The 23,800-nt window shown below is 66.3% G+C and carries 24 protein-coding genes; 8 read left to right on the top strand and 16 right to left on the bottom strand.

Annotated elements, in window-relative coordinates; genetic code table 11:
• Positions 1 to 5 precede the first annotated feature (5 nt).
• Positions 6 to 641 (bottom strand): ribonuclease T2 family protein, encoded by a 636-nt coding sequence (locus DKT70_RS06790; RefSeq protein ID WP_111558433.1) that lies wholly within the window; start codon positions 639 to 641, stop codon positions 6 to 8.
• A gap of 185 nt (positions 642 to 826) precedes the next feature.
• On the opposite strand from DKT70_RS06790, the gene DKT70_RS06785 reads away from it, so the two are divergent.
• Complete coding sequence (locus DKT70_RS06785; RefSeq protein ID WP_111558432.1) at positions 827 to 1,573, top strand: DUF1013 domain-containing protein; 747 nt, start codon at positions 827 to 829, stop codon at positions 1,571 to 1,573.
• A gap of 84 nt (positions 1,574 to 1,657) precedes the next feature.
• Here the strand turns inward: DKT70_RS06785 and DKT70_RS06780 are convergent, their stop codons facing one another.
• The 4 genes from DKT70_RS06780 to DKT70_RS06765 form a co-directional block, all read right to left on the bottom strand.
• Positions 1,658 to 1,915 carry a GlsB/YeaQ/YmgE family stress response membrane protein gene (locus DKT70_RS06780; RefSeq protein WP_111558431.1) on the bottom strand — a complete coding sequence of 86 codons (258 nt, stop codon included), beginning with the start codon at positions 1,913 to 1,915 and terminating at the stop codon, positions 1,658 to 1,660.
• Positions 1,916 to 2,038: 123 nt separating this feature from the next.
• Positions 2,039 to 3,511 (bottom strand): NAD-dependent succinate-semialdehyde dehydrogenase, encoded by a 1,473-nt coding sequence (locus tag DKT70_RS06775; protein ID WP_111558430.1) that lies wholly within the window; start codon positions 3,509 to 3,511, stop codon positions 2,039 to 2,041.
• A 216-nt stretch (positions 3,512 to 3,727) separates the two neighbouring features.
• Positions 3,728 to 4,744, bottom strand: coding sequence for a P1 family peptidase (locus tag DKT70_RS06770; RefSeq protein ID WP_111558429.1), 1,017 nt, complete (start codon positions 4,742 to 4,744; stop codon positions 3,728 to 3,730).
• An 8-nt stretch (positions 4,745 to 4,752) separates the two neighbouring features.
• Entirely contained in the window at positions 4,753 to 5,190 is a 438-nt protein-coding gene (locus DKT70_RS06765) for an ion channel (RefSeq protein WP_233490460.1), read from the bottom strand.
• 66 nt (positions 5,191 to 5,256) lie between these two features.
• Here DKT70_RS06765 and smpB point away from each other — a divergent pair, with 66 nt between their 5' ends.
• The 3 genes from smpB to DKT70_RS06750 all read left to right on the top strand — a co-directional run bounded on the left by smpB (position 5,257) and on the right by DKT70_RS06750 (position 7,835).
• Entirely contained in the window at positions 5,257 to 5,730 is a 474-nt protein-coding gene (smpB, locus tag DKT70_RS06760; RefSeq protein WP_072295768.1) for an SsrA-binding protein SmpB, read from the top strand.
• A gap of 66 nt (positions 5,731 to 5,796) precedes the next feature.
• Entirely contained in the window at positions 5,797 to 6,651 is an 855-nt protein-coding gene (gene sseA, locus DKT70_RS06755; protein ID WP_111558428.1) for a 3-mercaptopyruvate sulfurtransferase, read from the top strand.
• A gap of 2 nt (positions 6,652 to 6,653) precedes the next feature.
• On the top strand, positions 6,654 to 7,835 hold the full coding sequence (locus tag DKT70_RS06750; protein ID WP_111558427.1) for an amino acid aminotransferase: 1,182 nt from the start codon (positions 6,654 to 6,656) through the stop codon (positions 7,833 to 7,835).
• A gap of 56 nt (positions 7,836 to 7,891) precedes the next feature.
• On the opposite strand, the gene DKT70_RS06745 is transcribed toward DKT70_RS06750, so the two are convergent.
• The 3 genes from DKT70_RS06745 to ubiA form a co-directional block, all read right to left on the bottom strand.
• Positions 7,892 to 8,221, bottom strand: a complete 330-nt coding sequence (locus tag DKT70_RS06745; protein ID WP_111558426.1) for a hypothetical protein — start codon at positions 8,219 to 8,221, stop codon at positions 7,892 to 7,894.
• A complete protein-coding gene (locus DKT70_RS06740) occupies positions 8,218 to 10,404 on the bottom strand; it encodes an OmpA family protein (protein WP_111558425.1) in 2,187 nt (728 codons plus the stop codon). Before DKT70_RS06740 ends, DKT70_RS06745 begins: the two co-directional genes overlap by 4 nt.
• A 62-nt stretch (positions 10,405 to 10,466) precedes the next feature.
• Entirely contained in the window at positions 10,467 to 11,405 is a 939-nt protein-coding gene (gene ubiA / locus DKT70_RS06735) for a 4-hydroxybenzoate octaprenyltransferase (protein WP_111558424.1), read from the bottom strand.
• 15 nt (positions 11,406 to 11,420) lie between these two features.
• Between ubiA and DKT70_RS06730 the strand changes: the two genes are divergently transcribed.
• Together DKT70_RS06730 and DKT70_RS06725 are read left to right on the top strand one after the other, a co-directional pair.
• Positions 11,421 to 12,140, top strand: a complete 720-nt coding sequence (locus DKT70_RS06730; protein WP_111558541.1) for a 16S rRNA (uracil(1498)-N(3))-methyltransferase — start codon at positions 11,421 to 11,423, stop codon at positions 12,138 to 12,140.
• 190 nt (positions 12,141 to 12,330) lie between these two features.
• Positions 12,331 to 12,525: a DUF1127 domain-containing protein gene (locus DKT70_RS06725; protein ID WP_072295774.1), complete on the top strand. Its 195-nt coding sequence runs from the start codon at positions 12,331 to 12,333 to the stop codon at positions 12,523 to 12,525.
• An 84-nt stretch (positions 12,526 to 12,609) separates the two neighbouring features.
• Here the strand turns inward: DKT70_RS06725 and DKT70_RS06720 are convergent, their stop codons facing one another.
• The 5 genes from DKT70_RS06720 to fsa are packed head-to-tail and all read right to left on the bottom strand — an operon-like array spanning position 12,610 to position 16,405.
• Positions 12,610 to 13,479, bottom strand: coding sequence for a 50S ribosomal protein L11 methyltransferase (locus DKT70_RS06720; RefSeq protein WP_111558423.1), 870 nt, complete (start codon positions 13,477 to 13,479; stop codon positions 12,610 to 12,612).
• Positions 13,479 to 14,054, bottom strand: coding sequence for a peptide-methionine (S)-S-oxide reductase MsrA (msrA, locus tag DKT70_RS06715; protein WP_111558422.1), 576 nt, complete (start codon positions 14,052 to 14,054; stop codon positions 13,479 to 13,481). Before msrA ends, DKT70_RS06720 begins: the two co-directional genes overlap by 1 nt.
• Positions 14,055 to 14,111: 57 nt before the next feature.
• On the bottom strand, positions 14,112 to 15,044 hold the full coding sequence (locus tag DKT70_RS06710) for a tyrosine recombinase XerC (protein WP_111558421.1): 933 nt from the start codon (positions 15,042 to 15,044) through the stop codon (positions 14,112 to 14,114).
• Positions 15,041 to 15,721: a DUF484 family protein gene (locus tag DKT70_RS06705; RefSeq protein ID WP_111558420.1), complete on the bottom strand. Its 681-nt coding sequence runs from the start codon at positions 15,719 to 15,721 to the stop codon at positions 15,041 to 15,043. Before DKT70_RS06705 ends, DKT70_RS06710 begins: the two co-directional genes overlap by 4 nt.
• A gap of 30 nt (positions 15,722 to 15,751) precedes the next feature.
• On the bottom strand, positions 15,752 to 16,405 hold the full coding sequence (gene fsa / locus DKT70_RS06700; RefSeq protein WP_111558419.1) for a fructose-6-phosphate aldolase: 654 nt from the start codon (positions 16,403 to 16,405) through the stop codon (positions 15,752 to 15,754).
• A gap of 122 nt (positions 16,406 to 16,527) precedes the next feature.
• Here fsa and DKT70_RS06695 point away from each other — a divergent pair, with 122 nt between their 5' ends.
• Complete coding sequence (locus tag DKT70_RS06695) at positions 16,528 to 18,726, top strand: primosomal protein N' (RefSeq protein ID WP_111558540.1); 2,199 nt, start codon at positions 16,528 to 16,530, stop codon at positions 18,724 to 18,726.
• Positions 18,727 to 18,730: 4 nt separating this feature from the next.
• Here the strand turns inward: DKT70_RS06695 and DKT70_RS06690 are convergent, their stop codons facing one another.
• The 3 genes from DKT70_RS06690 to DKT70_RS06680 all read right to left on the bottom strand — a co-directional run bounded on the left by DKT70_RS06690 (position 18,731) and on the right by DKT70_RS06680 (position 21,699).
• Positions 18,731 to 19,675 carry a lytic transglycosylase domain-containing protein gene (locus tag DKT70_RS06690; protein WP_111558418.1) on the bottom strand — a complete coding sequence of 315 codons (945 nt, stop codon included), beginning with the start codon at positions 19,673 to 19,675 and terminating at the stop codon, positions 18,731 to 18,733.
• A gap of 29 nt (positions 19,676 to 19,704) precedes the next feature.
• Positions 19,705 to 20,625 carry a hypothetical protein gene (locus tag DKT70_RS06685; RefSeq protein WP_111558417.1) on the bottom strand — a complete coding sequence of 307 codons (921 nt, stop codon included), beginning with the start codon at positions 20,623 to 20,625 and terminating at the stop codon, positions 19,705 to 19,707.
• A 156-nt stretch (positions 20,626 to 20,781) separates the two neighbouring features.
• Complete coding sequence (locus tag DKT70_RS06680) at positions 20,782 to 21,699, bottom strand: L,D-transpeptidase (RefSeq protein WP_111558416.1); 918 nt, start codon at positions 21,697 to 21,699, stop codon at positions 20,782 to 20,784.
• A 447-nt stretch (positions 21,700 to 22,146) separates the two neighbouring features.
• On the opposite strand from DKT70_RS06680, the gene DKT70_RS06675 reads away from it, so the two are divergent.
• Positions 22,147 to 23,796, top strand: coding sequence for an MFS transporter (locus DKT70_RS06675; protein ID WP_407672196.1), 1,650 nt, complete (start codon positions 22,147 to 22,149; stop codon positions 23,794 to 23,796).
• Positions 23,797 to 23,800 lie beyond the last annotated feature (4 nt).

Genomic DNA, 23,800 nt, shown 5'->3' with positions numbered 1-23,800 from the left:
GGCGGTCAGCGCACCGATTCCATTAGGACGCTGCGGCGGCTGCAGTCGCGGCGGGCATCGGGGGCGCAATCCCTTGGCTGCAGGTCGCGGGTCAGGCAGATCCGCACCTCGGTCAGGACGTCGTCGCGGCAGGCGACGGTGATCGCGTCGCGCGTCAGGTCCGGGTTCACCTCGATGAAGGCCTCCTCGATGACCGCGGGCGGCACGGCGATGTCGCGGGCCAGGTCGTCAAAGACCGCAGGGATGGTGATCGCGTCCAGCGCGTCACGCGTCGCCTGGAAATAATCCGCCGCCGACAGCCCCGAACAGCGGCCATGCTTCTGCCACTGGTGCCAGGCCAGCCCGCCGGACCCCATTACATCGGCCATGGCCTGGCTTTCGCGCCGCGACGGGTCGCGTTCGCGCGTCTGGCAGTAATCGGGCCAGCCCCGTTCATATTGCGGCCAAAGCCCATGGACGCTGAAGTCGCGCCCGGTGCCCACATCGCATTCCTTCGCGTCGCGGGCATCGCCCGTGCTGCTGCACCATGACGGCTGCCAACTGAGCGCCAGGACATAGTAATCGAACTGCCCGGCGATATCGCGGGCCGCCAGGGGCAGGGGGATCAGCAGGGCCACAAGGGCGGGAATGAAGGCGCGCATGGGGGCAGGTTAGCGCGGTGCCGCGGGCGTTGCACCCGCGATCTGCGCGAATCCTCTTTTCTCCGGGGGCCGGAAACGCTATATCACGCGGCAATTCCCCCCCGAGAACGAGGAATGGCGTCCGCCAAAGCCGTTTTTCCGGCGTAAGCCCCTATGTTCGGGACAGACATGCGAAGGAGACTGACATGAGCAAGCCGCTGATGGCCAAGGCCACCGCCGTCTGGCTGGTCGATAACACGACGCTGAGCTTCAAGCAGATCGGTGATTTCTGCGGTCTGCACGAGCTTGAGGTCCAGGGCATCGCCGATGGCGATGTCGCAGCTGGCGTGAAGGGTTTCGACCCGATCGGCTCGTTGCAGCTGGACGCAGCCGAGATCGAGCGCGCCGAGGCCAGCCCCACCTACAAATTGCGCCTCAAGCACAATCCCGCCTCGGAAGGCGAGGAAAAGCGTCGCGGCCCGCGCTATACCCCCCTGTCCAAGCGTCAGGACCGTCCGGCGGCCATCCTGTGGCTGGTCAAGTTCCACCCGGAACTGGCCGATGCCCAGATCGCCAAGCTGGTGGGCACGACCAAGCCGACCATCGGTTCGATCCGCGAACGGACCCACTGGAACATTCAGAACATCCAGCCGATCGACCCGGTCGCCCTGGGCCTGTGCCGCCAGACCGAACTGGACGCCGCCGTCCAGAAGGCCGCCAAGAAGCGCGCAGCCGAGGGCATCGTGATGACCGACGACGAGCGTCGCAAGCTGGTCAGCACCGAGACCTCGTTAGCAATGTCCGAGGAACCGCGCCTGCCGTCCTCGATCGCGGGTCTGGAAAACTTCAGCCTCAGCCGCGACGAAGACGAAAAGCCCGAGGCGCCTCTGGATGCCGAAAGCTTCTTCAACCTGCCCGACAGCAAGGATGACGACGAGGACGACGATCGCTGAGGCGATCCGGTCCGCCGACAGGCAGTCAGACATGAAAAAGGCCGGCGCAATGCCGGCCTTTTGTCGTTTCCGATCCTGCGCCGATCAGGTGCGGCCGCGCACCAGGCGAACCAGCCAGATCAGAATACAGGCGCCGATGACGGCGATGATCAGCTGACCGATGATGCTGCCTTCGGCGCTGGTGCCAAGCACCAGGTCGAACAGGAAATTACCGATCAGCGCGCCGATGATGCCGACGACGATGTTCATCAGCAGGCCCATGTTGGATTTCATCACCTTTTCGGCGATCCAACCTGCCAGCGCGCCCAGAATGATGGCGAGAATCCAGCCGATACCTTCCATGAGTAGTCCCCTTGATCAAGAAATCTGCGACCACCACATTTGGTGACCCTTCCGAGTCAAAAGTCCCGGCCGCGCTTTACGTTCCCGTGAAATTTCGCGATCGGGCATTTTGTGGGAAATCTGTCACACCGACAGGCAGATGTATTTCATTTCCAGATAATCATCGATGCCATGATGGCTGCCTTCACGGCCCAGCCCCGACTGCTTGACGCCGCCGAAAGGGGCCACCTCGGTCGAGATCAGGCCCGTATTCACGCCGACGATGCCGTATTCCAGCCCCTCCTGGACGCGGGTGATGCGGCCGATGTCGCGGGCATAGAAATAGGAGGCCAGTCCGAAGATCGTGTCATTGGCCTTGGCGATGGCCTCTTCCTCGGTGTCGAACTTGAACAGGGGGGCCAGGGGCCCGAAGGTTTCCTCGGTCGCGACCTTCATGCTGTCGGTGACGCCGGTGACAACGGTGGGTTCGAAGAACAGCCCCTCCATGGGTTTGCCGCCGGTCAGGACCTGGCCGCCATTGTCCTTGATGTCGCGAATATGCTCCTGAACCTTGTCGACAGCGTCCTGGTTGATCAGCGGGCCGGTGGTCACGCCATCCTCCAGCCCGTCGCCGACCTTCAGCTTGGCCACCGCCGCCGCCAGCTTTTCGGCGAAGGCGTCATAGACCCCCGCCTGCACATAGATGCGGTTGGCGCAGACGCAGGTCTGGCCGTTGTTGCGGAATTTCGACGCCATCGCCCCTTCGACGGCGGCATCCAGATCGGCGTCGTCGAAGACGATGAAGGGCGCGTTGCCGCCCAACTCCATGCTGCATTTCATCACCTGATCGGCGGCCTGACGCAGCAGAATGCGGCCCACCTCGGTCGAGCCGGTGAAGGTCAGCTTGCGGACCTTGGGGTTTTCGCAGAATTCCTTGCCCACATCGCTGGATTTCGACGATGTGACGACCGAAAGGATGCCCTTGGGCATGCCCGCGCGTTCGCCCAAAACCGCCATCGCCAGGGCCGACAGCGGCGTTTCCCGCGCGGGGCGGGCGACAAAGCCGCAGCCTACCGCCAGCGCGGGGCCGGCCTTGCGGGCGATCATGGCATTGGGAAAGTTCCAGGGTGTGATGCTGCCCACGACGCCGATGGGCTGTCGGATCACGGTCAAGCGCTTGTCGGCCTGATGGCCGGGAATGGTTTCGCCGTAAATGCGCTTGGCCTCTTCGCCGAACCATTCGATGAAGCTGGCGCCATAGGCGACCTCGCCCTTGGCTTCGGCCAGGGGCTTGCCCTGTTCGGCGGTCATGATGGTCCCCAGGTCGTCCTGATTCTGCATCATCAGGTCATACCATTTGCGCATCACCTGGGCGCGTTCCTTGGCCGGACGCGCCGCCCAATCCTTCATCGCGGCCTCGGCGGCATCGATGGCGCGCGAGACCTGCGCCCGGCCCATGTCGGCCACCTTGGCGATCACGTCGCCCCGCGCCGGGTTCATGACGTCGAAGGTCGCGCCGTCGGGCGCATCCATCCATTCGCCCGCGACATAGGCGCGGGTTTCCAGAAGCGACGGGTCTTTCAGCAATGTCTTTAGGTCTGTGGTGCCAGAGGTCATCGGACTATCCTTGCGCAGTGTTTCGGGCAGATATCTGTCATGCATAACCGTCGGTGCCCCGGCGCGTTCCAAAGACGCGGTCCTAGCCTGACAGGGTGCAATTTCGCATGAAACCCGATGCCGGGGTGATGCGTTCGGGATGGAATCATCAGGCTTCCCTCTTGATGATCTTTCTCTGTGTGGGGCGGCGCATTTACCGGTGCGCTGCCCCTTTCTTCATTTTTCCGGGTCATTCGACCGATCGGATGCGGGCAGATCGCACCAGCAGGATTGCAGGTCGCCCGGTGCGGGGCGCGCCGCATGAACAGCGCGCGCAATCGCCCGCGCCAAGGTGCAGGCAGCCGCGTGTCCCAAAACAAAGGGATCGGTCCCGTCATCCCGCATGGCCCGCGCACCGGTCGAGACCGCAAAGACCAGATCCCCGTCCAGCGGCGTGTGGCTGGGCACCAGCGCGCGCGCCATGCCGTCATGGGCCACGATCGCCAGCCGCTGCAACCCCGCCTTGTCCAGCGCGGCGTCGGTGGCGACGATGGCGATGGTGGTCGCCTGACCCAGGGTCTTGCCAAGGATCGGTTCCATGGCGGCCGGGAAGATCGCGGGCAGGCCCAGCCCGCCGAATTCAGCATCCAGTTCCCAAGGCGCGGCCCAGAAATGGGGACTGCCGTCGATATTGGCATGCCCCAGGGCGTTCACCACCACCAGCGCGCCGACCGTGATGCCGCTGTCCAGCACCGCCGAGGCCGATCCCAGCCCTCCCTTCAACCGCCCCGTCATCGCCCCGGTGCCCGCGCCGACGCTGCCGATGGCGAAACCGCTGGCGGCATCCTGCCATGCCTGGCGGCCCAGGGCGGGATAGGGGTTTTCCTCCCAATCCTTGTCGCCGCCGTTCAGCAGGTCAAAGCAGATCGCCCCCGGCACGATGGGCACGCGTACCGGTCCGACCGCATGGCCCCGTCCCGCGCGGCGCAGCGCATCCGCCACGCCGTCGCAGGCCGCCAGCCCGAAGGCCGATCCCCCCGACAGGACCAGCGCATCGACCGCCTGCACCAGCTTGTCGGGCGCCAGAAGGTCGGTCTCGCGCGTGCCGGGGGCGCCGCCCATCACGTGAACCCCTGCCGAGAAGGGGGCGTCGGCGGTCAGCACCGTCACGCCGGATTTCAGCGCGGCATGGGCAGCATGGCCGACCCGCAGGCCCGCCACATCCGTGATCAGATTGCGCGGTCCGGGTTTCATAGTGCGGGTCATCCCTTCAGGAACTCGATCTGCCGGATGCGGACATGGCGCAGCGCCTCTACCATCATGGCGGTGGTCAGGCCGAAAACCACCAGCCCGTTCACCGCCACCAGCCCGCCCAGGATGCGCCATTCCGCGGGCATCAGCACGTCACCATAGCCAAGCGTGGTGAAGGTGACCAAGGTGAAATACATCGCCAGCTCGAACCCCGCAAAATGCCCCAGCAGGTACAGCACCACCGCCCAAAGCCAGACCGACAGCGTGACCATCGCCATTACCCCAAGCGCCGTTCCGATGACCACCACGAACAGCTTCAGCCGATGCGGCGGCTTGACCAGCCAATGGGTGGACCGCGCGAAGGCCAGTTCAAGCAGCCAGAAGGTCATGCCCGACAGGATGACGCTGGCGACCATCATCAGCGATCCGATGGCGATCTGTTCGAACATGTCTTTTTCCCCTCTGCGTTCCATCCATCTTTACACAGGCCGCCCGCAACCCTATCTGACAGCCCTATGGCCAAGGACGATGACAGCAAGAACTACAAGGTGATCGCCGAGAACCGGCGCGCACGCTTTGACTATTTCATCGAGAGCGATCTCGAGGTGGGCATCATGCTGACCGGGTCCGAGGTGAAGTCCCTGCGGGTCGGGCAATCCAACATCGCCGAAAGCTACGCCTCGGTCGAGGATGGCGAATTGTGGCTGATCAACGGCTATATCGCGCCCCTGCTGCGCGCCGGGGTCTTCGGCCACGAGGCGCGCCGCCGCCGCAAGCTGCTGGTCAGCAAGCGCGAACTGGCCCGCATGTGGCAGGCCACGGGCCGCGAGGGGATGACCCTTGTTCCACTGGTGATGTATTTCAACCATCGTGGCATGGTGAAGCTGAAGATCGGCATCGCCAAGGGCAAAAAGAACCATGACAAGCGGGAAACCAGCGCCAAACGCGACTGGGGACGCCAGAAACAGCGGCTTCTGAAGCAAGGGTAGGCCTTGCGGCATTGCAGCGCAGGCGCTGGCCCTGTAAATCGGGGCGGCGCAGCAAGGGGGGCCGCAATGCAGGACGATCCGAAAACTCTGGTCTCGACCGACTGGCTGGCGGCGCATCTGAACGACCCCGACCTGCGGATCATCGACGCCAGCTGGCACATGCCGGATGCCGGGCGCGACGCGCGCGCCGAATATGACGCCGCCCATATTCCCGCCGCCCGTTTCTTCGACATCGACGCCATCAGCGACAAGCGCAGCGCCCTGCCGCACATGGCCCCCCCGGTCGAGATGTTCATCAGCCGCATGCGCGCGATGGGCATCGGCGACGGGCACCAGATGGTCATCTATGACAATTCCGACGTCCACAGCGCCTTCCGCGTCTGGTGGACCATGCGCCTGATGGGCAAGACCGACGTCGCGGTGCTGGATGGCGGCTTCGCCAAGTGGCGCGCCGAAGGCCGCCCGGTCGAGGATATGCCCCCCGTCATGCGCGACCGCCACATCACCGTGCAGCGTCAGGCGGGCCTTGTACGCGACGTAACGCAGGTGGCGGCGGCCAGCAAGCTGGGCGATCATCAGATCATCGACGCCCGCAGCCCCGACCGTTTCCGCGGCGAAACGCCCGAACCCCGCGCGGGCCTGCGTTCGGGCCACATCCCCGGATCGCGCAACCTGCCTTGGCCGCGGCTCTTCAACGCGGATGGCACGATGGTCGATACCGACGCCCTGCGTGCCCGTTTCGATGCCGCGGGCGTCGATCTGACCCAGCCCGCCATCACCACCTGCGGCAGCGGCGTGACGGCGGCGATCCTGTCGATGGCGCTGGAACGGCTGGGGCATCGCACTCACTCACTCTACGACGGCAGCTGGACCGAATGGGGCAGCTTCGCCGACCTGAACATCGCAACCGGAGACGCCTGAAGATGCTGTCCAACCTCAAAGCCCAAGCCCCCGACAAGATCCTGATGCTGATCGAGGAATTCAAGGCCGACACCCGACAGGGCAAGATCGACCTTGGGGTCGGCGTCTATAAGGACCCGCAGGGCGTGACGCCGGTCATGCGGGCGGTCAAGGCGGCTGAACAGCGCATCTGGGAAAGCCAGACGACCAAGGCCTATACCAGCCTTGCGGGCGAAGCCGAATATCGCAATTCCATGGCGCAGATGGTGCTGGGCGACGTGCCCGCCGACCGTCTGGCCTCGGTCGCGACGGTGGGGGGCACGGGGGCCATCCGCCAGGCGCTGGAACTGGCGCGTCTGGCCAATCCCGACGTGACAATCTTCGTGTCGAACCCGACCTGGCCCAACCACCTGTCGATCATGAAGTTCATGGGCCTGCCCTTCGTCGAATACGCCTATTTCGATGCCGAAACCCGCGGCGTCGATTTCGAGGCGATGAAGGCCGACATCTCGAAGGCCAAGAAGGACGACATCGTCCTGCTGCACGGCTGCTGCCACAACCCGACCGGCGCCAACCTGACGCTGGAACAGTTCGAGGAAGTCGCCGCGATCCTGGAAAAATCCGGGGCGATCCCGCTGATCGACCTGGCCTATCAGGGCTTTGGCGACGGCCTGGACGCCGATGCCGCCGCGACCCGCATGATCGCCAAGCGCCTGCCGCAGGTGCTGATCGCCGCATCCTGCAGCAAGAATTTCGGCATCTATCGTGAACGCACCGGCATCCTGATGGCGCTGACCGACAACACGGCGACGCGCGACCTGACCCAAGGCTCGCTGGCCTATCTGAACCGCCAGAACTATTCCTTCCCGCCCGACCACGGCGCGCGCATCGTCAGCACCATCCTGACCGACGACGCCCTGCGTGCCGATTGGGCCGCCGAACTGGAAGAGGTGCGCAACACCATGCTGGGCCTGCGCACGCAGCTGGCATCCGAACTGCGCCAGCTATCGGGCAGCGACCGTTTCGATTTCATCGAACATCATCGCGGCATGTTCTCTCGCCTGGGGGCCACGACCGAACAGGTCGAGACGCTGAAGCGCGACGCGGGCATCTACATGGTGGGCGATTCGCGGCTGAACATCGCGGGGCTGAACACCGACACGGTGCCGGTGCTGGCGCGGGCGATCATCGAAGCCGGGATCTGATCCCGCCACCGACCTGATGCGAAAGGGGGGCCATGCGGCCCCTTTTTCATGCGCGATTAACGGCGGGCCAGCTTGGCCTCGATATAGTCGCGCAATTCCTCGATCTCGGTGCGGCTGTCGCGCAGGCCCTCCAGCGCGGCCTCGGCCTCGGCACGGGCGCCCGCCAGTTGCGACGACAGTTCGGCCTCGCGCTGTTCCAGCAGGGCCACGGCGCTGTCGCGCTGTTCCTCGGCCTCGTGCAGCTTCTGGGCCATGTGATCCAGTTCGGTCATGTCCGACCGCACGGGACGCGCGATGCGATGCACAAGCCAGCTGGCGATCCAGCCAAGGACAAAGGCCCCGAACAGGATCACGGAGGTCACGGCGATGAATTCGGATCGGTTCATGGGGTCTTCGCTTCGTCTTCCTGGGTCGTGGCTTCTTGGGTCGCAGCGCGTTCGGCCACATCATCGGGACGCGGACCCGGACGCGGCGTGTCGGCGTCGGGGGTCTGCACCGGCACCCTAAGGTTTTCCTCGCGCGCGTCCAGCGACTCGAACTCTTCGCTGACGCCGATGGTCAGGGGGGTCATGCTGGACCCGTCATTGCTGCGCGGCAGGTTCGGTCCCTGCATCTGAGCCGGGCGCGGCGGCAGGTTCGGACCCTGCATCTGCGGCAGGTTCGGGCCCTGGACCGGCGGCGCATCCGGCTGTTCGGCCTGCTGGCCGGTGATGCCTGTGACGGCCGTGACCGCCGGCGCGGCTGCGCGGACCGGGTGGGGGGACAGCAGGCGGAACTCGATCCGGCGGTTCTCCTCGCGGCCTTCCTCGGTGTCGTTGGTGGCGATGGGCTGGCTTTCGCCATACCCGCGCGAGGTCATGTTGGTGACGTCGATCCCTGCATCCTTCATGGCGGTAACGATGGCTTGGGCGCGCCCGCGCGACAATTCGGCGTTGAACCCGTCCGAGCCCTGGGCATCGGTATGCCCGCCCGCCTCGATCTGGAAATCGGCGCATTCGACCATGGCCTGAGCCAGACGGTCCAGCGTCGGGCCCGGATCCCCCGCAATCGAGGAGCTGCTGGGTTCGAAGCCGATCTCGCTTTCCGACATGACGGTGTTCAGCTGCGCCACGCATTCGTCGCCATCCGGCAGCCCAAGCGCGGGGTCCAGCCGCCGGTCATAGCCGATCGTCAGGGCATAGCGCGCCCCCGTCCCCAGGCGCTGCGACAGCAGGGCCGCCGTGCGGTCGGTGGCATTGGGGTCGCCCGACATGCCGGTGACCTGCAACAAGTCGGGCGTGACGCGGACGCTGCCCGATTGCAGGGCGTCGATCGCCTCAAGCGCGGCGACGACGCGGACGGTCCAGCCGCCGGGCACGTCGGAATCGCTGCGCAGCCCGCTTTGGGTCACGTCGAAGCGCGACGTGGCAAAGCTGTCCACAGCCTCGCGCATCTGCTGGTCGGCGATGCGGCCCGTCATCGACAGGCTGCCGCTTTCTGTCAGGGTGGCCTCGAAGATGGCGGGGCCCTGGTCCTTGGGGCGGGCCTTTTCCAGCACCGCCTTCAGCGAGAAACCTTGGGGAAGGGCCTGTTCCAGCTCTCCCGCGGCGGCGTCGAAGCGGCCTTGGTCCATGCCCGGCGGCACGACCAGCGCCACATCCGCATCCAGGATCGTGACCTGCCCCGCGCCCAGCTGGCCCACGGCCTTGATGGCGGCCTCGGCGGCGGTGCCCCAGTCGGGGGATGGCGCGCCCAACCCCAGCGTGCAGTCCACCGCACCCTCCAGCCCGACGGTGCGGGCGGCGGCGATGATGCGGTCCTGGGCGGCTTCATCATCGGCGGCGCAGGCGTCGAATCGGGGGCCCTTGTCATCGATGGCAAAGCGCATCGTGAAGGGCGCGATGACCGGGCGGGGGGCCGTGATCCTGCTCTCCAGCCGGACCCCTTTGGGCAGGTCGCGCTTCAACGCTGCCTCCAGCCGGCCCTTGTCCTCGCGGTCCTTGGCAAGGGCTGCGACCACCACCAGTCCCGGCCCGATCGAGACCTTGGCCTGATCGGTCATCTGCGCGGCCTTGATGCCATATGCGACCGAGGCGTCCCACAGGTCGGGAACCTGGTAATCGGCGCTTTCCAGCAGGTCGGTCACCTGTCCGTCCTGCACATCGGCCCGCAAGGTGCGCAGGATCGCCGCGCGGTCCGTCGCGGCCGGCACAAGTCCGATCAACGATATGCCCTGGTCGTTGCGCAGCAGCTCGATCTTGAAATCGGGGGGCGTCATTGCCTCGACCGAGGCGACGGTCATCTGGTCCACGATGCGGTTGGCATCGACGACGGCCGTGGCCTGGGTCATGGCACGAAAGCGATCGACCTCGGTCGGGGCGGTGCCGGTCAGCCGGACGCGCAGGCCATCGGTCGATACCGTCGCCCAGTCAAAGCCGCCGCTTTGCAGCGCCAGCCCGACATCCTGCGCCGCGCGTTCCTCGATGAAGGTCGCAGCCGCTTCGGCCGCCACCCAGCAGAGTCCACCCGCCCCGCCCATGACCAGGACGGTTGCCAATGTGGTGGAAAATCTGCGGCGCGGGGAAGCCATGCGTGAAAACCTTGGTCTGTTGCAAGCGCGCAACGTTTAGCCCCCGGACCCCCTTGGCGCAATCACGCCAAGCCGGCCACGGCAAGAAACAGCGCAAGGATCAGCCCCGCATCGCGGTTCGACCGGAACAGGCGCAGGCAGACATCCCCTTGGTCGGGTTCGAATTTCTTCAGCTGCCATGCCAGATGGGCGGCGAAACCGGCCAGGCCCGCCCAGGCCATCAACAGATTGCGACCGGGAAGGGCGGTGGCGATGGCCAGCACCGCGACGGCCAGGATCGCAAAGCCCGCAAGGATGCGGGGGCTGGCATCGCCGAACAGGCGCGCGGTCGATTTCACGCCGATCATGGCGTCATCCTCGGCATCCTGATGGGCGTAGATGGTGTCATAGAAGATCGTCCAGGCGATCGCGCCCAGCCATGCGATCACGGGCGCCAGATCCACCCGGCCCATATGCGCGGCATAGGCCAGCATCACGCCCCAGTTGAAGGCCAGCCCCAAGAAGATCTGCGGCCACCAAGTGAACCGCTTGGCAAAGGGATAGATCGCCACCAGCACAAGCGACGCCACCCCCATCCAGACCGCCGCCTGCCCAAGCGTCACCAGGATCGCCAGCCCCACCAGCGCCTGCAGCGCCAGCCAGACATAGGCCCCCCGCAGCGATACCTGTCCCGAAGGCAGGGGCCGCGACCGCGTCCGCGCCACCTGGGCATCGATGTCACGGTCGGTGATGTCGTTCCAAGTGCATCCCGCGCCGCGCATGACGAAAGCACCGATGGCGCAGGCCAGCGCGATCCACAGATCGAACCAGCGCGGCGCATCCGTCATCATCGCCAGGCCCACCCCCCACCAGCAGGGCAGCAACAGCAGCCATGTCCCGATGGGGCGGTCGGCGCGCGACATGCGCAGCCAGGGGCGCGTCCGCGGCGGGGCATAGCGGTCGACCCAATTTCCCTTGGGCGCGTCGATGACGGCATCTGGCCTTTCGGTCTGGCTTTGCATAGCGTCGCACCCATCATGGCGAAAATCAGACTTTACATAGATCACCCTCTGGCCGCTGGACAACCCGTTGCGCTGGAACAGGGGCAGGCGCACTACCTGTCGGGCGTCATGCGCCAGAAGCCGGGCGATCGGGTCCGGGTCTTCAACGGGCGTGACGGCGAATGGCTTGCCGAACTGGACCAGATCGGCAAGCGCGGCGGCAGCGTCACCCCGGTGGAACAATCCGCCCCCCAGCAGGACCCGCCCGACCTGTGGCTGTGCTTTGCCCCCATCAAGAAGGCGCGGACCGATTTCATCGTCGAAAAGGCCGCCGAGATGGGCGCGGCCCGCATCCTGCCCGTGCAGACCGATCACACCAATTCCGAACGCATCCGCCAGGACCGCCTTCAGGCCCACGCCATCGAGGCCGCCGAGCAATGTGGCGGCACCTATGTCCCGCCCGTCGATGACCTGACGCCACTGTCGCGCCTGCTGGACGGATGGGACGATGCGCGCCGGATCCTCTGGGCGGATGAGGCGCTGGCCGGTCCCGCCCAGACCCTGGCCGGGTTGCAGGGCGGCCCCTGGGCCATCCTGATCGGCCCCGAAGGCGGCTTTTCGGCAACCGAACGCGCCCGCCTGCGGTCGCTGCCCTTCATCACGCCGGTCAGCCTCGGGCCGCGCATTCTGCGCGCGGATACGGCAGCGGTCGCGGCGATGGCCCTGTGGCAGGCATCTTTGGGCGATTGGCGTTAGGTCAACCTGGCGCCAACCGACCCCCTACATGGAATTTGCGACATTTCGGCAACGAAATCACCGGTGGCTGTTGCAGCCATCGCATAGCGGCAATGACCCTTTGGCGGCTACTCTTTGTCGGTTGCCCGAATTATCTCCTGTCTATCCGAAAACTGCCCGACGATAGGGCAATCTGAAAACAGGTGACACGATGACGACGATCGAAACGAACCGCAGCATGGCTGTCGGAGGCGTGGGCAACATCGTCGCGCATATCATCTCGCTGTTCGGCTCGTGGAAAGATACCCGCGTGACCCGTCGCGAGCTGAGCCGCCTGTCCGACCGCGAGCTGGACGATATCGGTCTGTGCCGTGGCGACATCGAGCGGATTGCGCGCGGCTTCTGAAGCCACTGCCCGTCCAAATGACGAACGAACCCCCGAAAGCCGAGGCTCGCGGGGGTTTTTTCATGTCCGATCGGTGGGGCGGGATCAGCCGCGGGTCAGGACCAGCGTCGTCCAGTCGCCCTGATCGTCGCGGCGATCCAGCGTGAAGCCGGTTTTGCCATATGCCTCGACAACTTCGTCGGCCTGAGTGGTCAGGATGCCCGACAGGATGATCTTACCCGCCTGCGCGACGTTGCGGGCCATGTCGCCCGCCAAGTCGATCAGCGGCTGCTTGAGAATATTGGCCAACACCAAGTCATAGGGCGCGGCCTGTTCCAGCGTCGGATGCTCGAAGCCCGCGGCCTCCATGCAGACGACGCGCCCGTCCAGGCCGTTGGCAATGACATTGGCGGCGGCCGTATCGACCGCGACCGGGTCGATGTCGCTGGCCAGCACCGTCACCTGCCACAGGCGCGCGGCGCCCATGGCCAGCACGGCGGTGCCGCAGCCGATATCGGCGATGCGCGTGGCCTTGAAGCCTTCGGTCGCCAGCCGGTCCAATGCCTCAAGGCAGCCCTTGGTGGTGTTGTGATGGCCGGTGCCGAAGGCCATCGCCGCTTCGATCCACAGTGGTTCGACGCCATCGGGGATCTCATCGGCATTGTGGCTGCCATGGACATAGAAGCGTCCCGCATGGACGGGGGTCAGTTCGCGGCGGACATGCGCGACCCAATCCACCTCGGGCAGTTCCGAGATGACGAAGGGGTTCGCGCCATGCGCCGCCGCCAGCAAGGCCAGACCGATCTCGTCGGGGCTTTCGGTGAAATAGGCGCCGACCTCCCACCGCTCCGATCCGTCCTCGATCTCGAAGACGCCGGTGCCGACCGGTTCGGGGGTCAGATCCTCGCAGGCCTCTGCCAAGGCTTCGGCGGCTTCGCGGCCTTGCAGGTGGGTCAGTGCAGTATATGTGGGCATCAGATGGGGTCCGGGTTGGGCATGGACGCCTCTACCCCTGTCCCCTTGAGGCCGCAATAACCCTCGGGGTTCTTTTCCAAGTATTGCTGATGGTCCTCGTGGGCGGGCCAAAGGGGTCCGGCTGGAATGATGGCGGTCGTGATCTCGGGGAAACCCTGCACGGCCAGGCGGTTGTTGTAGTCAGCCTTGGATGCCTCGGCGGCGGCTTCCTGGCTTTCGGAAAAGGTCATGATCAGGCTGCGATACTGGTTGCCCATGTCGTTGCCCTGCCGATCGCCCTGCGTCGGGTCGTGGTTTTCCCAGAACAGCTGCAGCAGGTGATCATAGCTGATCAGAGAGCTGTCATAGATGATCCGGACGACCTCGGCATGGCCGGTATCGCCGCGCTTGACTTGATCGTAGGTCGGGTTCTGAACATCGCCGCCGGCAAAGCCGACCTCGGTCAGCCAGATGCCGTTCTGCTGCCAGAACAGGCGTTCCACCCCCCAATAGCAGCCCATCCCGAAGATGGCCTGATCGTATCCCGGGGGCGGGGCGACACCCAAGGGGCGGTCGAAGATCGCGTGGTTGGTCATCCTGAAAGCCTTCTTTTCAACATGTTGTCGGGACAACGCCGCCCATGTGGCGCGGGTTCAACCGCGCGGATGGGCCGACCGATAGACGGCCATCAACTGGGCGTCATCGACCCCGGTATATACCTGGGTGGTGGACAGGCTGGCATGGCCCAGCAATTCCTGGATGGTGCGCAGATCGCCCCCCGCCGACAGCAGATGCGTGGCAAAGCTGTGGCGCAGCGCATGGGGCGTGGCCGTGGCCGGCAGGCCCAATGATGCCCGCGCCTTGCGCATCGCGCCCGCCACGGCATCCCCCGACAGGCGCTTGCCGCGCATGCCGCGAAACAGTGGCTGATCGGCGCGATGGCCCCAAGGTGACAGTTCCAGATAGGCCGCGATGGCCTGACGCGCGACGGGCAGCACCGGCACCTGCCTTTCGCGCCCGCCCTTGCCGCGGATGGTCAGCGCCTCGCGGAAGGGCCAGTCGCTGCCGTTCAGGGCCATCGCCTCGGAGATGCGCAGCCCGCTGCCCCACAGAAGGGTCAGAACGGCGGTATCGCGGGCCGCGATCCAAGGCGTGTCGTGCAACCCGACTTGCGCCAGCGTGTCCTGTGCCTGGTCGGGGGTCAGGGGGCGGGGCAGGGACCGCGCGTATTTCGGACTGCGGGCGGACAGCGCGGCGGACAGGTCATACCCCTCGCGGTCCGACAGCCAGCGCAGGAAGCTGCGCACCGCCGATTGCCGCCGCGCCAGCGACCGCGCGCCAAGGCCGCGGGCGCGTTCGGACGCCGAAAAGGCGCGCATGTCGGCTTGTCTCAGTGTGCCAAGCGAATTGGGCGTGGCGGGTTCGCCGTGATGACGGCCGATGAAGTGCAGGAAGGCGATCACATCGGACTGATAGGCGGTGATCGTGTGGTCGGACCGGTCCCGGGTCGAGGCTTCGGTCTCCAGCCAGCGGGCCAGGGCATGGCTGGTGGCAGGCGCCAGGGCCAGCAGCGGGGACTGGGTCATCGCCGCAGGCGGTCCAGCAGGACCATCCGAAAGACCTGCGCGAAAAAGCGCAGCAGGTCGGTGCCATGGGCGGGCATGAAGCGCGCGGCATCGGCACTGCCCATCAGCAGCATGGCCCGCGGCATGTTCGACCCCAGGTCAAGGGGCAGCAGCGCCTCGGACCCGACCGAGCGGCCGTGCAGCGGACGGGTCAGCACCAAGGCAGGGCGCAGCACGATGTCGTCGCCGCGCGGGGTGCGGCGCCCGGCCTGCAGGATGCTGTCGATCGCGCCCTCGGGGGTGATCAGCGTGTCCTCGGGCCAGTCGATGTCATGGGTGCCCTCAACGACCAGGCGCAGCGTTTCGATGCGCAGAAGGGGGGCGGTGTCCGATTGCAGGCGGCCCACCAGGTCGGGCAGGTCGGCCGCCTCCAGCAGGGCCAGCACGGCGCGATGCACGATCGCCACGCCGGACTGGTTGTCATAGGCGGCGGCGATCACGCTTTCATGCGTCGCCTCCAGCCGGTTCAGGCGCGTTTCCAGCGCCTGCATGGCACGGCCGCGGATGTCGATGACATTGGCACCCGTCTCGGCCTCGTGGGTGGCGACAAGGGCGCGCATGACATCACGGTCCGCCAGCAGGTCCTGGGGGCTGGCCAGCAGCCTGTCACGAAGTTCCTGTTCCAGACCGTCGCTCATGCCTTGCCCCTTGTCGCCGTTCCCTGGTGATCAGCCGATCTTCTGGCCGGTCTGTGCCCAGTCCGCATTGAACTGCGCCAGACCCTTGTCGGTCAAGATGTGGTTCGCCATCGCCTTGATGACCGCCGGGGGGGCGGTGATCACGTCGGCACCGATCTTGGCGGCATCGACGATGTGGTTCACGCTGCGGATGGATGCCGCCAGGATCTCGGTCTCGTAGCCATAGTTGTCATAGATCTCGCGGATATCCGCGATCAGGTCCATGCCGTCCAGGTTGATGTCGTCCAGGCGCCCGATGAAGGGGCTGATGAAGGTCGCGCCGGCCTTGGCGGCCAGCAGCGCCTGCGCCGCGGTGAAGCACAGGGTCACGTTGACCATGAAACCTTCGTCGGTCAGGACGCGGCAGGCCTTCAGGCCGTCCCAGGTCAGCGGCACCTTGATGGTGATGTTTTCCGCGATCTGGGCAAGGTGCTTGCCTTCGCGGATCATGTCATCGGCCTTTTCGGCGACGACTTCGGCGCTGACGGGACCGTCGACCAGGTCGCAGATCTCCTTGGTGACTTCTGCGATGTTGCGGCCCGATTTCAGGATCAGCGACGGGTTGGTGGTCACACCGTCCACCATGCCAAGATCGTTCAGTTCCTTGATGGCGGCGACGTCGGCGGTATCGACGAAGAATTTCATGGCCGGCTCCTCTTGCTCGGTTCAGCGGGGTCATACGACTTGTGGCGCAGGGCGGAAACGGAAACAACCCCCGCTGCGGGGCTTGCAACCGCGCAGGGGGGGCGTAGTTATCGCGGGTGATGATGGACACGTCCGCCTTTTTCCCGTCCCGCGCCCGGATCGCGGTCCTGACCTGCGAGCCGGTGGGCGTGCTGGACTACCTGTCGCCCGAGGGCGGCGTGCGCCAAGGCCAGCTGGTGCTGGTGCCGCTGGGGCCGCGCCGCGTCCTGGGCCTGGTCTGGGGCGAGGGCTTGGGCGATTTCGACTTGGCCAAGCTGCGCCCCGTGGCGCGCGTGCTGGACGCGCAGCCCTTTTCCGCCGGTTTCCTGGATTTCCTGACGCGGGCCGCCGATTATACCCTGACGCCGCTGCCCCTGATGCTGCGGATGGCTACCCGCGCGCCCGATCTGGACCAGCCGCCCGCCGCGCGGCGGGTGATCGTGCCGGGATCGGGCCAGCCCGAACGCATGACCGAGGCGCGGACCCGCGTGTTGCAGGTGATGGCCGATCATGGCGGGGCCAGTTTCGCGGCATCCGAGCTGGCGCAGCTGGCGGGGGTGGGGACATCCGTGGTCAAGGGGCTGGTGGCCATGGGCGCGCTGGCCGAGATCGAGGCCCCGCGCGATCTGCCCTATCCGCGCCTTGATCCGCAGATGTCCGGCAAGCCCCTAGCCGCCGACCAACAGGAGGCCGCCGATACGCTGCGCGACAAGATCCGCGTCCGCAGCTATGGCACCACCCTGCTGCGCGGGGTCACCGGGTCGGGCAAGACCGAGGTCTATCTGGAGGCCGTCGCCGAATGTCTGGCCCAGGGCCGTCAGGCGCTGGTCCTGCTGCCCGAAATCGCGCTGTCTTCGGAATTCCTGGACCGCGTCGAGGCACGTTTCGGCGCCCGCCCCGGCGAATGGCACAGCGGCATTACCCGCACCGAACGCAGGCGCCTGTGGCACATGGCCGGCACGAACCAGGTGGGTCTGGTCGTGGGCGCAAGGTCCGCGCTGTTCCTGCCCTTTGCCGATCTGGGCCTGATCGTCGTCGATGAGGAACATGACAGCAGCTACAAGCAGGAGGACGTGGTCTTCTACAGCGCCCGCGACATGGCGGTGATGCGGGCCTCGATCAACAAGGCGCAGGTGGTGCTGGCATCCGCCACGCCCAGCCTTGAAAGCTGGGTAAACGCGGCCAGCGGCAAATACACCCGTCTGGACCTGCGGTCGCGCTATGGCGAGGCAGAGCTGCCGCAGATGTCCGCCATCGACCTGCGGGCCGAGGCGATGGAACCGGGCCGCTGGATTTCCCCCACCCTGGTGCGCGAGGTTCAGGCGAGGCTGGCCAAAGGCGAACAATCGTTGATGTTCCTGAACCGGCGCGGCTTTGCGCCGGTGACGGTCTGCCGCGCCTGCGGGGAACAGATCGGCTGTCACCAATGCGATGCGCGGATGGTGGAACACCGCTTCCAGAACCGCCTGGTCTGTCACCAATGCGGCGAAACCCGGCCCATCCCCGCCGCATGTCCGTCTTGCGGGGTCGAGGGCAAGCTGGCCCCCATCGGCCCCGGCGTCGAACGCATCGCCGAAGAGGTCGCCGCCCGTTTCCCCGATGCCAAGGCGACGGTGCTGTCCTCGGACCTGTTCCATTCCTCGCGTGCGCTGAAGGAGGCGATCGCCCAGATCGCCGATGGCGATACCGACATCATCATCGGCACCCAGATCGTCGCCAAGGGCCATAACTTCAGTCGCCTGACGCTGGTGGGGGTCATCGACGCCGATCTGGGCCTGCAAGGCGCGGACCTGCGCGCCGCGGAACGCAGCTTTCAGCTGATGCGGCAGGTGGCGGGCCGGGCGGGGCGGCAATCGGGGGCGGCGCCGGGGGTTGCGATGCTGCAGACCCATCAGCCCGACCACGCGGTCATCCGCGCCATCCTGTCGGGGCAGGACGAGGGTTTCTGGGACGCCGAAGCCGCAGGTCGTCAGGCAGCGGGCATGCCCCCCTTCGGGCGGCTGGCGGGGGTCATCCTGTCGCATCCCGACCTGGGCGTCGTCAGCGATTTCGCCCGCCACCTGGCGTCCTTGGCCGCCCCCCTGGCGCAGGCGGGGGCCGAATTATGGGGGCCCGCACCTGCACCCATCGCGCGGGTCCGGGGTCGCCACCGGATGCGCATGCTGATCCGCGCGCCGCGCCAGGCGCCCTTGCAGACCGCCATCGCCGACTGGCTGGCGTTGGCCAAGCCGCCGACCAACCTGCGGCTGTCGGTGGATATCGATCCGCAAAGCTTTCTGTGACGGCTCAGTTCTTCAGGACGATGCAGCGCCCGCCGATCCGCTTGAAGCGGTTGCAGAAGGTCGCGGCGGCGGATTTGGATTCGTAGCCGACCTGAGCGGTATAGACCGCGCGCGGCATGCCGTTCATGCGCTTGCGGACATAGCCGACCTGCGCGCCCCGATCCAGGATGGGGCGCAGGGTGCGGTTCAGGCGGGCCACCTGTTGGGCGGCACCAGACCGGCTGGGATGGCTGGCCACGATCACGCCCCAAGGAAAGACGCGGGGCTGGGTTTCGAATTCGCGCAGGCTGCGATCGCCGGCCATCTTTTCGCAGGCGGGCCGGAAATCCAGATCCTTGTCCAACGCCAGCTTCAATTCGTCGTCGCCGGGTGGATTGTCACGCCAGCGATGCGCACCGAAACCCGTGATCGCCTCGACATAGTCGATGGTTTCATAGGGCAGGGTGGTCTGCTGCTGCATGAACCGCGCGGCGCGGTTTTCGCCCCCGTTATAGGCGACCGCCGCCATGCCGATATTGCCGAAACGATCCGACAGCGTCGCCAGATACCAAGCCGCCTTGTGGATCGCCTGCGCGGGGTTGAAAGGGTCGTCCAGCCGGTAAAGATCCGCCGTGCCAGGCATGAACTGGGCGATGCCAAGCGCCCCGGCGGGACTGACCGCCGAGGGTTCGAACCGGCTTTCCTTCCACAGAAGGCGGGCCAGGAAATTCGGGTCCAGCCCCTGTTCGCTGGCGTTGCGCTCGATCAGCTTGCAGACATCGGCGGCATAGCTGGCCTTGAGGATGCAGTCGCGCCCGTCATCGGTGCAGCGGCGATCCTCGGACGGGGGGCGGGGGGCAAGCCCGTGATAGGCATCGACCGCAGGCCGCGCCCGGGTTTCGGGCGCGGTGGACAGCGTCGCGCCAAGGGCCAGCGCGCCGCAAAGAATGAATCCGGGCAGTCTTTTCATATCATGCGTTTCCGCCGCCGGCGCGGCCGCTACTTGGCCTTCTTGGCTGCGGCACCCTTGTTCTTGGGGGGCTTGTCCTTCGGCGTCTTGGGCTTGGGTGCCTTTGCTGCCTTGGTCTTGGCGGTGTCTGTCTTGGGTTTGTCCGATTTCGGCTTTTCAGCCGATTGCGTCTTGAGGGCAGCAGGGGTAATTTCGGCACCCACTGCGGATTTGCGCCCGGCCTTGCGTTCGGCGCGCTCGGCCTGTTTTTCGGCCTTTTGCGCCGCGTCCTTTTCGGCCTTCCGCTCGGCCTTGCGTTCCGCGCGGGCCTGTTCCTTTTCGGCGTCCTTCAAGGCCTTGCGCTCGGCGCGGCGGGCTTCGCGGGCAGCGTCCTTCTCGGCGGCCTTGGTGGCCTCCTTTTCGGCTTTGCGGGCGGCCTTCTTCGCGGCCTTCTCGGTGTCCGTCAACGGCATCTTGCTGTTCCTCGTTACCATGGCGTCTTCCGCATCCGCCTCGATGGGGGCGGCGGGTCGTTTTGCCTTCTGCTTCGGCACCCTGTGGGGTTCGGTGCGCAGGTCGGTCTTGCGCGCCTCGGCGGATTTGCGACCGGCAGGCTTGCGGGGCGTGGCCGCGGCACGCCGCCGGGTGGTGGCAACAGCCTTGGGCGTAATAGGCGTGCGTCCGGCATTGGCCGAACCTGCCGCCATGCCGGGCGCAATGCCGCGCTTGCGCCGTTCCAGATCCACCCGCTTGATGGCGGCGGCCAGCAGTTGGGCGGGTCCAAGACCGCCATCGGCGGGATTGCCCGCGGGATCATCCGCGACCAGAGCCTTTTCGACACGCAGCTGTTCCAGCAGGGCCAGAAGGTCGGCATCGGCCAGAAGCCCCAAATCCGGCGCGCGGCTCTTGACCATCAGCGCCTGATGTTCGGCGGTCAGGATTTCCTGTTCACGTCTTGCGTAATTGGGCATGGCAAAAACTCTTGGACGGAATGGTCGGACGGCTTGGACCGACATTGCGCACAGATTGCCGTTTTTGCAATTGGAAAGACCCCGGCGCGAACCGGGGTCTGTCACAGTTGCCGAACTGCCCATGGGGCAGGAGCGATCAGGGTTGCGCGCGGCGCGTCACTGGCCCGGAACGGCACTTTCCACCGGCGACACGAAGGCCGCGTCATTGGCAAAGGGGTCGGTGACCATCGCGGTCTGTACCGTCGCCGTCGAGGCATAGGGATCGGCCGCCGTAACCGTGCCGGTGACCGGGGTCGCGACGGGTGCCGTGGCAGCGCCCGAAACGGCAGTCGCCTGCATGTCGGGCTGAATTTGGGCGGCGGGCTGGACATAGCCTTCGGGGGTTTCAGCCATGGGGCCTTCCATGCGCAGGCTGTCAGCTTCGGAGCGCACGATGACCTTGGTGCCCGTCGGTATCTGTTCGAACAGATCCATCACGTCCTGGTTGAACATGCGGATACAACCGGCCGAGGTGGCCTTGCCGATCGAGGACGGGTCCAGCGTCCCGTGGATGCGGTAATAGGTATCGACGCTGCCCTGATACAGATAGAGCGCGCGCGACCCCAGCGGGTTCTGCATACCGCCCGGCAGGCCGCCGGCGAACTGGGAATACAGTTCCGGTTCGGTCCGCAGCATGTTGTCGGTCGGACGCCAGCTGGGCCATGCGGCCTTGCGTGCGATCGTCGCGCTGCCTTCGAAACCCTTGCCCGCACGGCCCACCGCGACGCCATAGCGCATGGCCTGACCGCCGTCCTGCACGTGATACAGCACGCGGGCATAGGGGTCGACGACGATGGTGCCGGGGGTCTCGGTGCCGTTATAGGGGACCAGCTGACGGCGGTTGCGGTCAGTCAGATAGGCGGCGCGTACGGCTGCGATCTGGATCGGGTTGCCATCGGGACCAGTATCGGTGCGGGCCTTGTAGATGTCGGGAACGGTCGCGGGTTGTTGCACGGCCGGAGCGGCGGTTTCCTGCGAGGGACCGCAGGCCGCCAGCCCGAGGGCCGCCGCCGCGAGAAGAGAAGCGAGGCGCATCGTTTCAATTTCCTTGTTCATCGTCGGTGGCAGGCGGCAGAGCCCGCACCGAGGCAGCAAAAACATTTCACCACGGCAAAGGGTCGCCCCGATCCGTGATTCATCATCATTCCATGGGCACAGGGCCCTTCGCGCGTCAAGCCTTGCAGGCCTCCGAACGGGTCTTGGCAGGCAGACGCCGCGTCGCCTGTTGCGCGACGGCGTCAGCCTGTTCAACTTTCGCTGCCGTGGGAACAACTTGGCGTGTGGAAAGGTTTCATCATCGCCACGCAAATGCCCCTAATAAAACATTCCGGGAATCGCCGCGCCGCGATCCGGGCCGCCCCCTGCCCGGTTCAACGGCAGGGTGTGGGGGCTGCGCGGCATATCCGACACGCCTGCCAAGCCCGATACGCCTGCCAAGAAAGCCCGACCGCCAATCTGAAAGACGAAAAGCCTGTGCCCGACATCTCTGCGACCGACCCCGACCGCAAGCGCCCGAACGGCGCCTTGGCCCCGCTGTCCTATCCCGATTTCCGCCTGCTCTGGAGCGCAACGCTGGTCTCGAATTTCGGCGGGCTGGTCCAGGCCGTGGGGGCGGCCTGGCTGATGACGCAGCTGACCGACAGCGCGACGCTGATCGCCCTGGTTCAGGCCTCGAACACCCTGCCCATCATGCTGCTGGCCATCGCATCGGGAGCCTTGGCCGATATCTTTGACCGCAAAAGCCTGCTGATGGCGGCGCTGTGCTTCATGACCGTCGTGTCGCTGGCCCTGGCGGCGGTGGCCTATGCGGGCGGGCTGACGCCTTGGATCCTGCTGGGGTTCACCTTCATGCTGGGCGCGGGGCAGGCGCTCTACAACCCGCCCTGGCAGGCCAGCATCGGGGATCTGGTGGGCCGTCAGGACCTGCCTGCGGCGGTCAGCCTGAATTCGGTCGGCTTCAACCTGATGCGCAGCGTGGGACCGGCGGCGGGCGGCTTCATCGTCGCGGCCTTCGGCGCGGCGGCGGCCTTTGCGGTCAACGCGCTCAGCTATCTGCCGCTTTTGGGGGCGATGGCGCGGTGGAAGCCCCAGCTGGCCCCGCGCGTCACCACGCCCGAGCCCTTCATGGCCGCGATGGGGGCGGGGCTGCGCTATGTCGTGCTGTCGCCGAACCTGATCCGGGTGCTGCTGCGCGGGGCGCTGTTCGGTTTTGCCGCCATCGCCGTTCTGGCTCTGCTGCCATTGGTGGCGAAAAGCCACCCCGAGGGCGGGTCGCTTTTGTTCGGGGGGCTTCTGGGTTGCTATGGCGTCGGCGCCATCGGCGGCGCGCTGATGAACCCGCGCATCCGGGCGCGCATGTCGAATGAACATGTCGTGCGCATGGCCTTTGGCGGGTTCGCCTTCGCGGCGCTGGTGCTGGGCCTGACCGACGCGATCTGGCTGCATGGGCTGGCGATGCTGCCTGCTGGCGCGTCATGGGTGCTGGCCCTGTCGCTGTTCAACGTGACGGTTCAGCTGTCCACGCCGCGTTGGGTCGTGGCCCGCGCGCTGGCGCTGTACCAGACGGCGACCTTCGGCGGAATGGCCGCAGGGTCATGGGCCTGGGGCGGCGTCGCGGGCGCGCATGGCGTGCAGACGGCGCTGACGGCGGCGGGGCTGCTGTTGCTGGCGGGGGGTGCCCTGGGCATCTGGCTGCGGGCGCCCGAATTTGGCAGCCACGATCTGGATCCGGCCAACAGGTTCCGGGAACCGGCACTGCAGCTGGACCTGCGAGGGCGGTCGGGGCCGGTCATGGTGATGGTGGATTACCGCATCGATCACGACGACGTGCCGGAATTCCTGCGCCTGATGCAGCAGCGCCGGATGATCCGCCGGCGCGACGGGGCACGGGGCTGGGCGCTGCTGCGCGATCTGGAACATCCCGACCATTGGAGCGAGAGCTATCACATCGCCACATGGGACGAATATGTCCGCCACAACCTGCGCCGCACCAAGACCGACGCCGAGGTGACGACCCAGCTGCGCGCCCTGCATCGCGGCGATGGCGATCCCGCGGTCCATCGCATGATCGAACGCCACAGCGTCGGACCGCGCGACGACGTGCCCCTGGTCGGCAAGATCGAGGTTCCGTGAGCGT

This window comes from Paracoccus sediminilitoris (assembly GCF_003259195.1).
In the GTDB taxonomy this organism is placed as follows: Bacteria; Pseudomonadota; Alphaproteobacteria; order Rhodobacterales; family Rhodobacteraceae; genus Paracoccus; species Paracoccus sediminilitoris.
The sequence above is the reverse complement of the archived record's forward strand: the minus strand, read 5'-3'. Positions and strand labels throughout refer to the sequence as shown.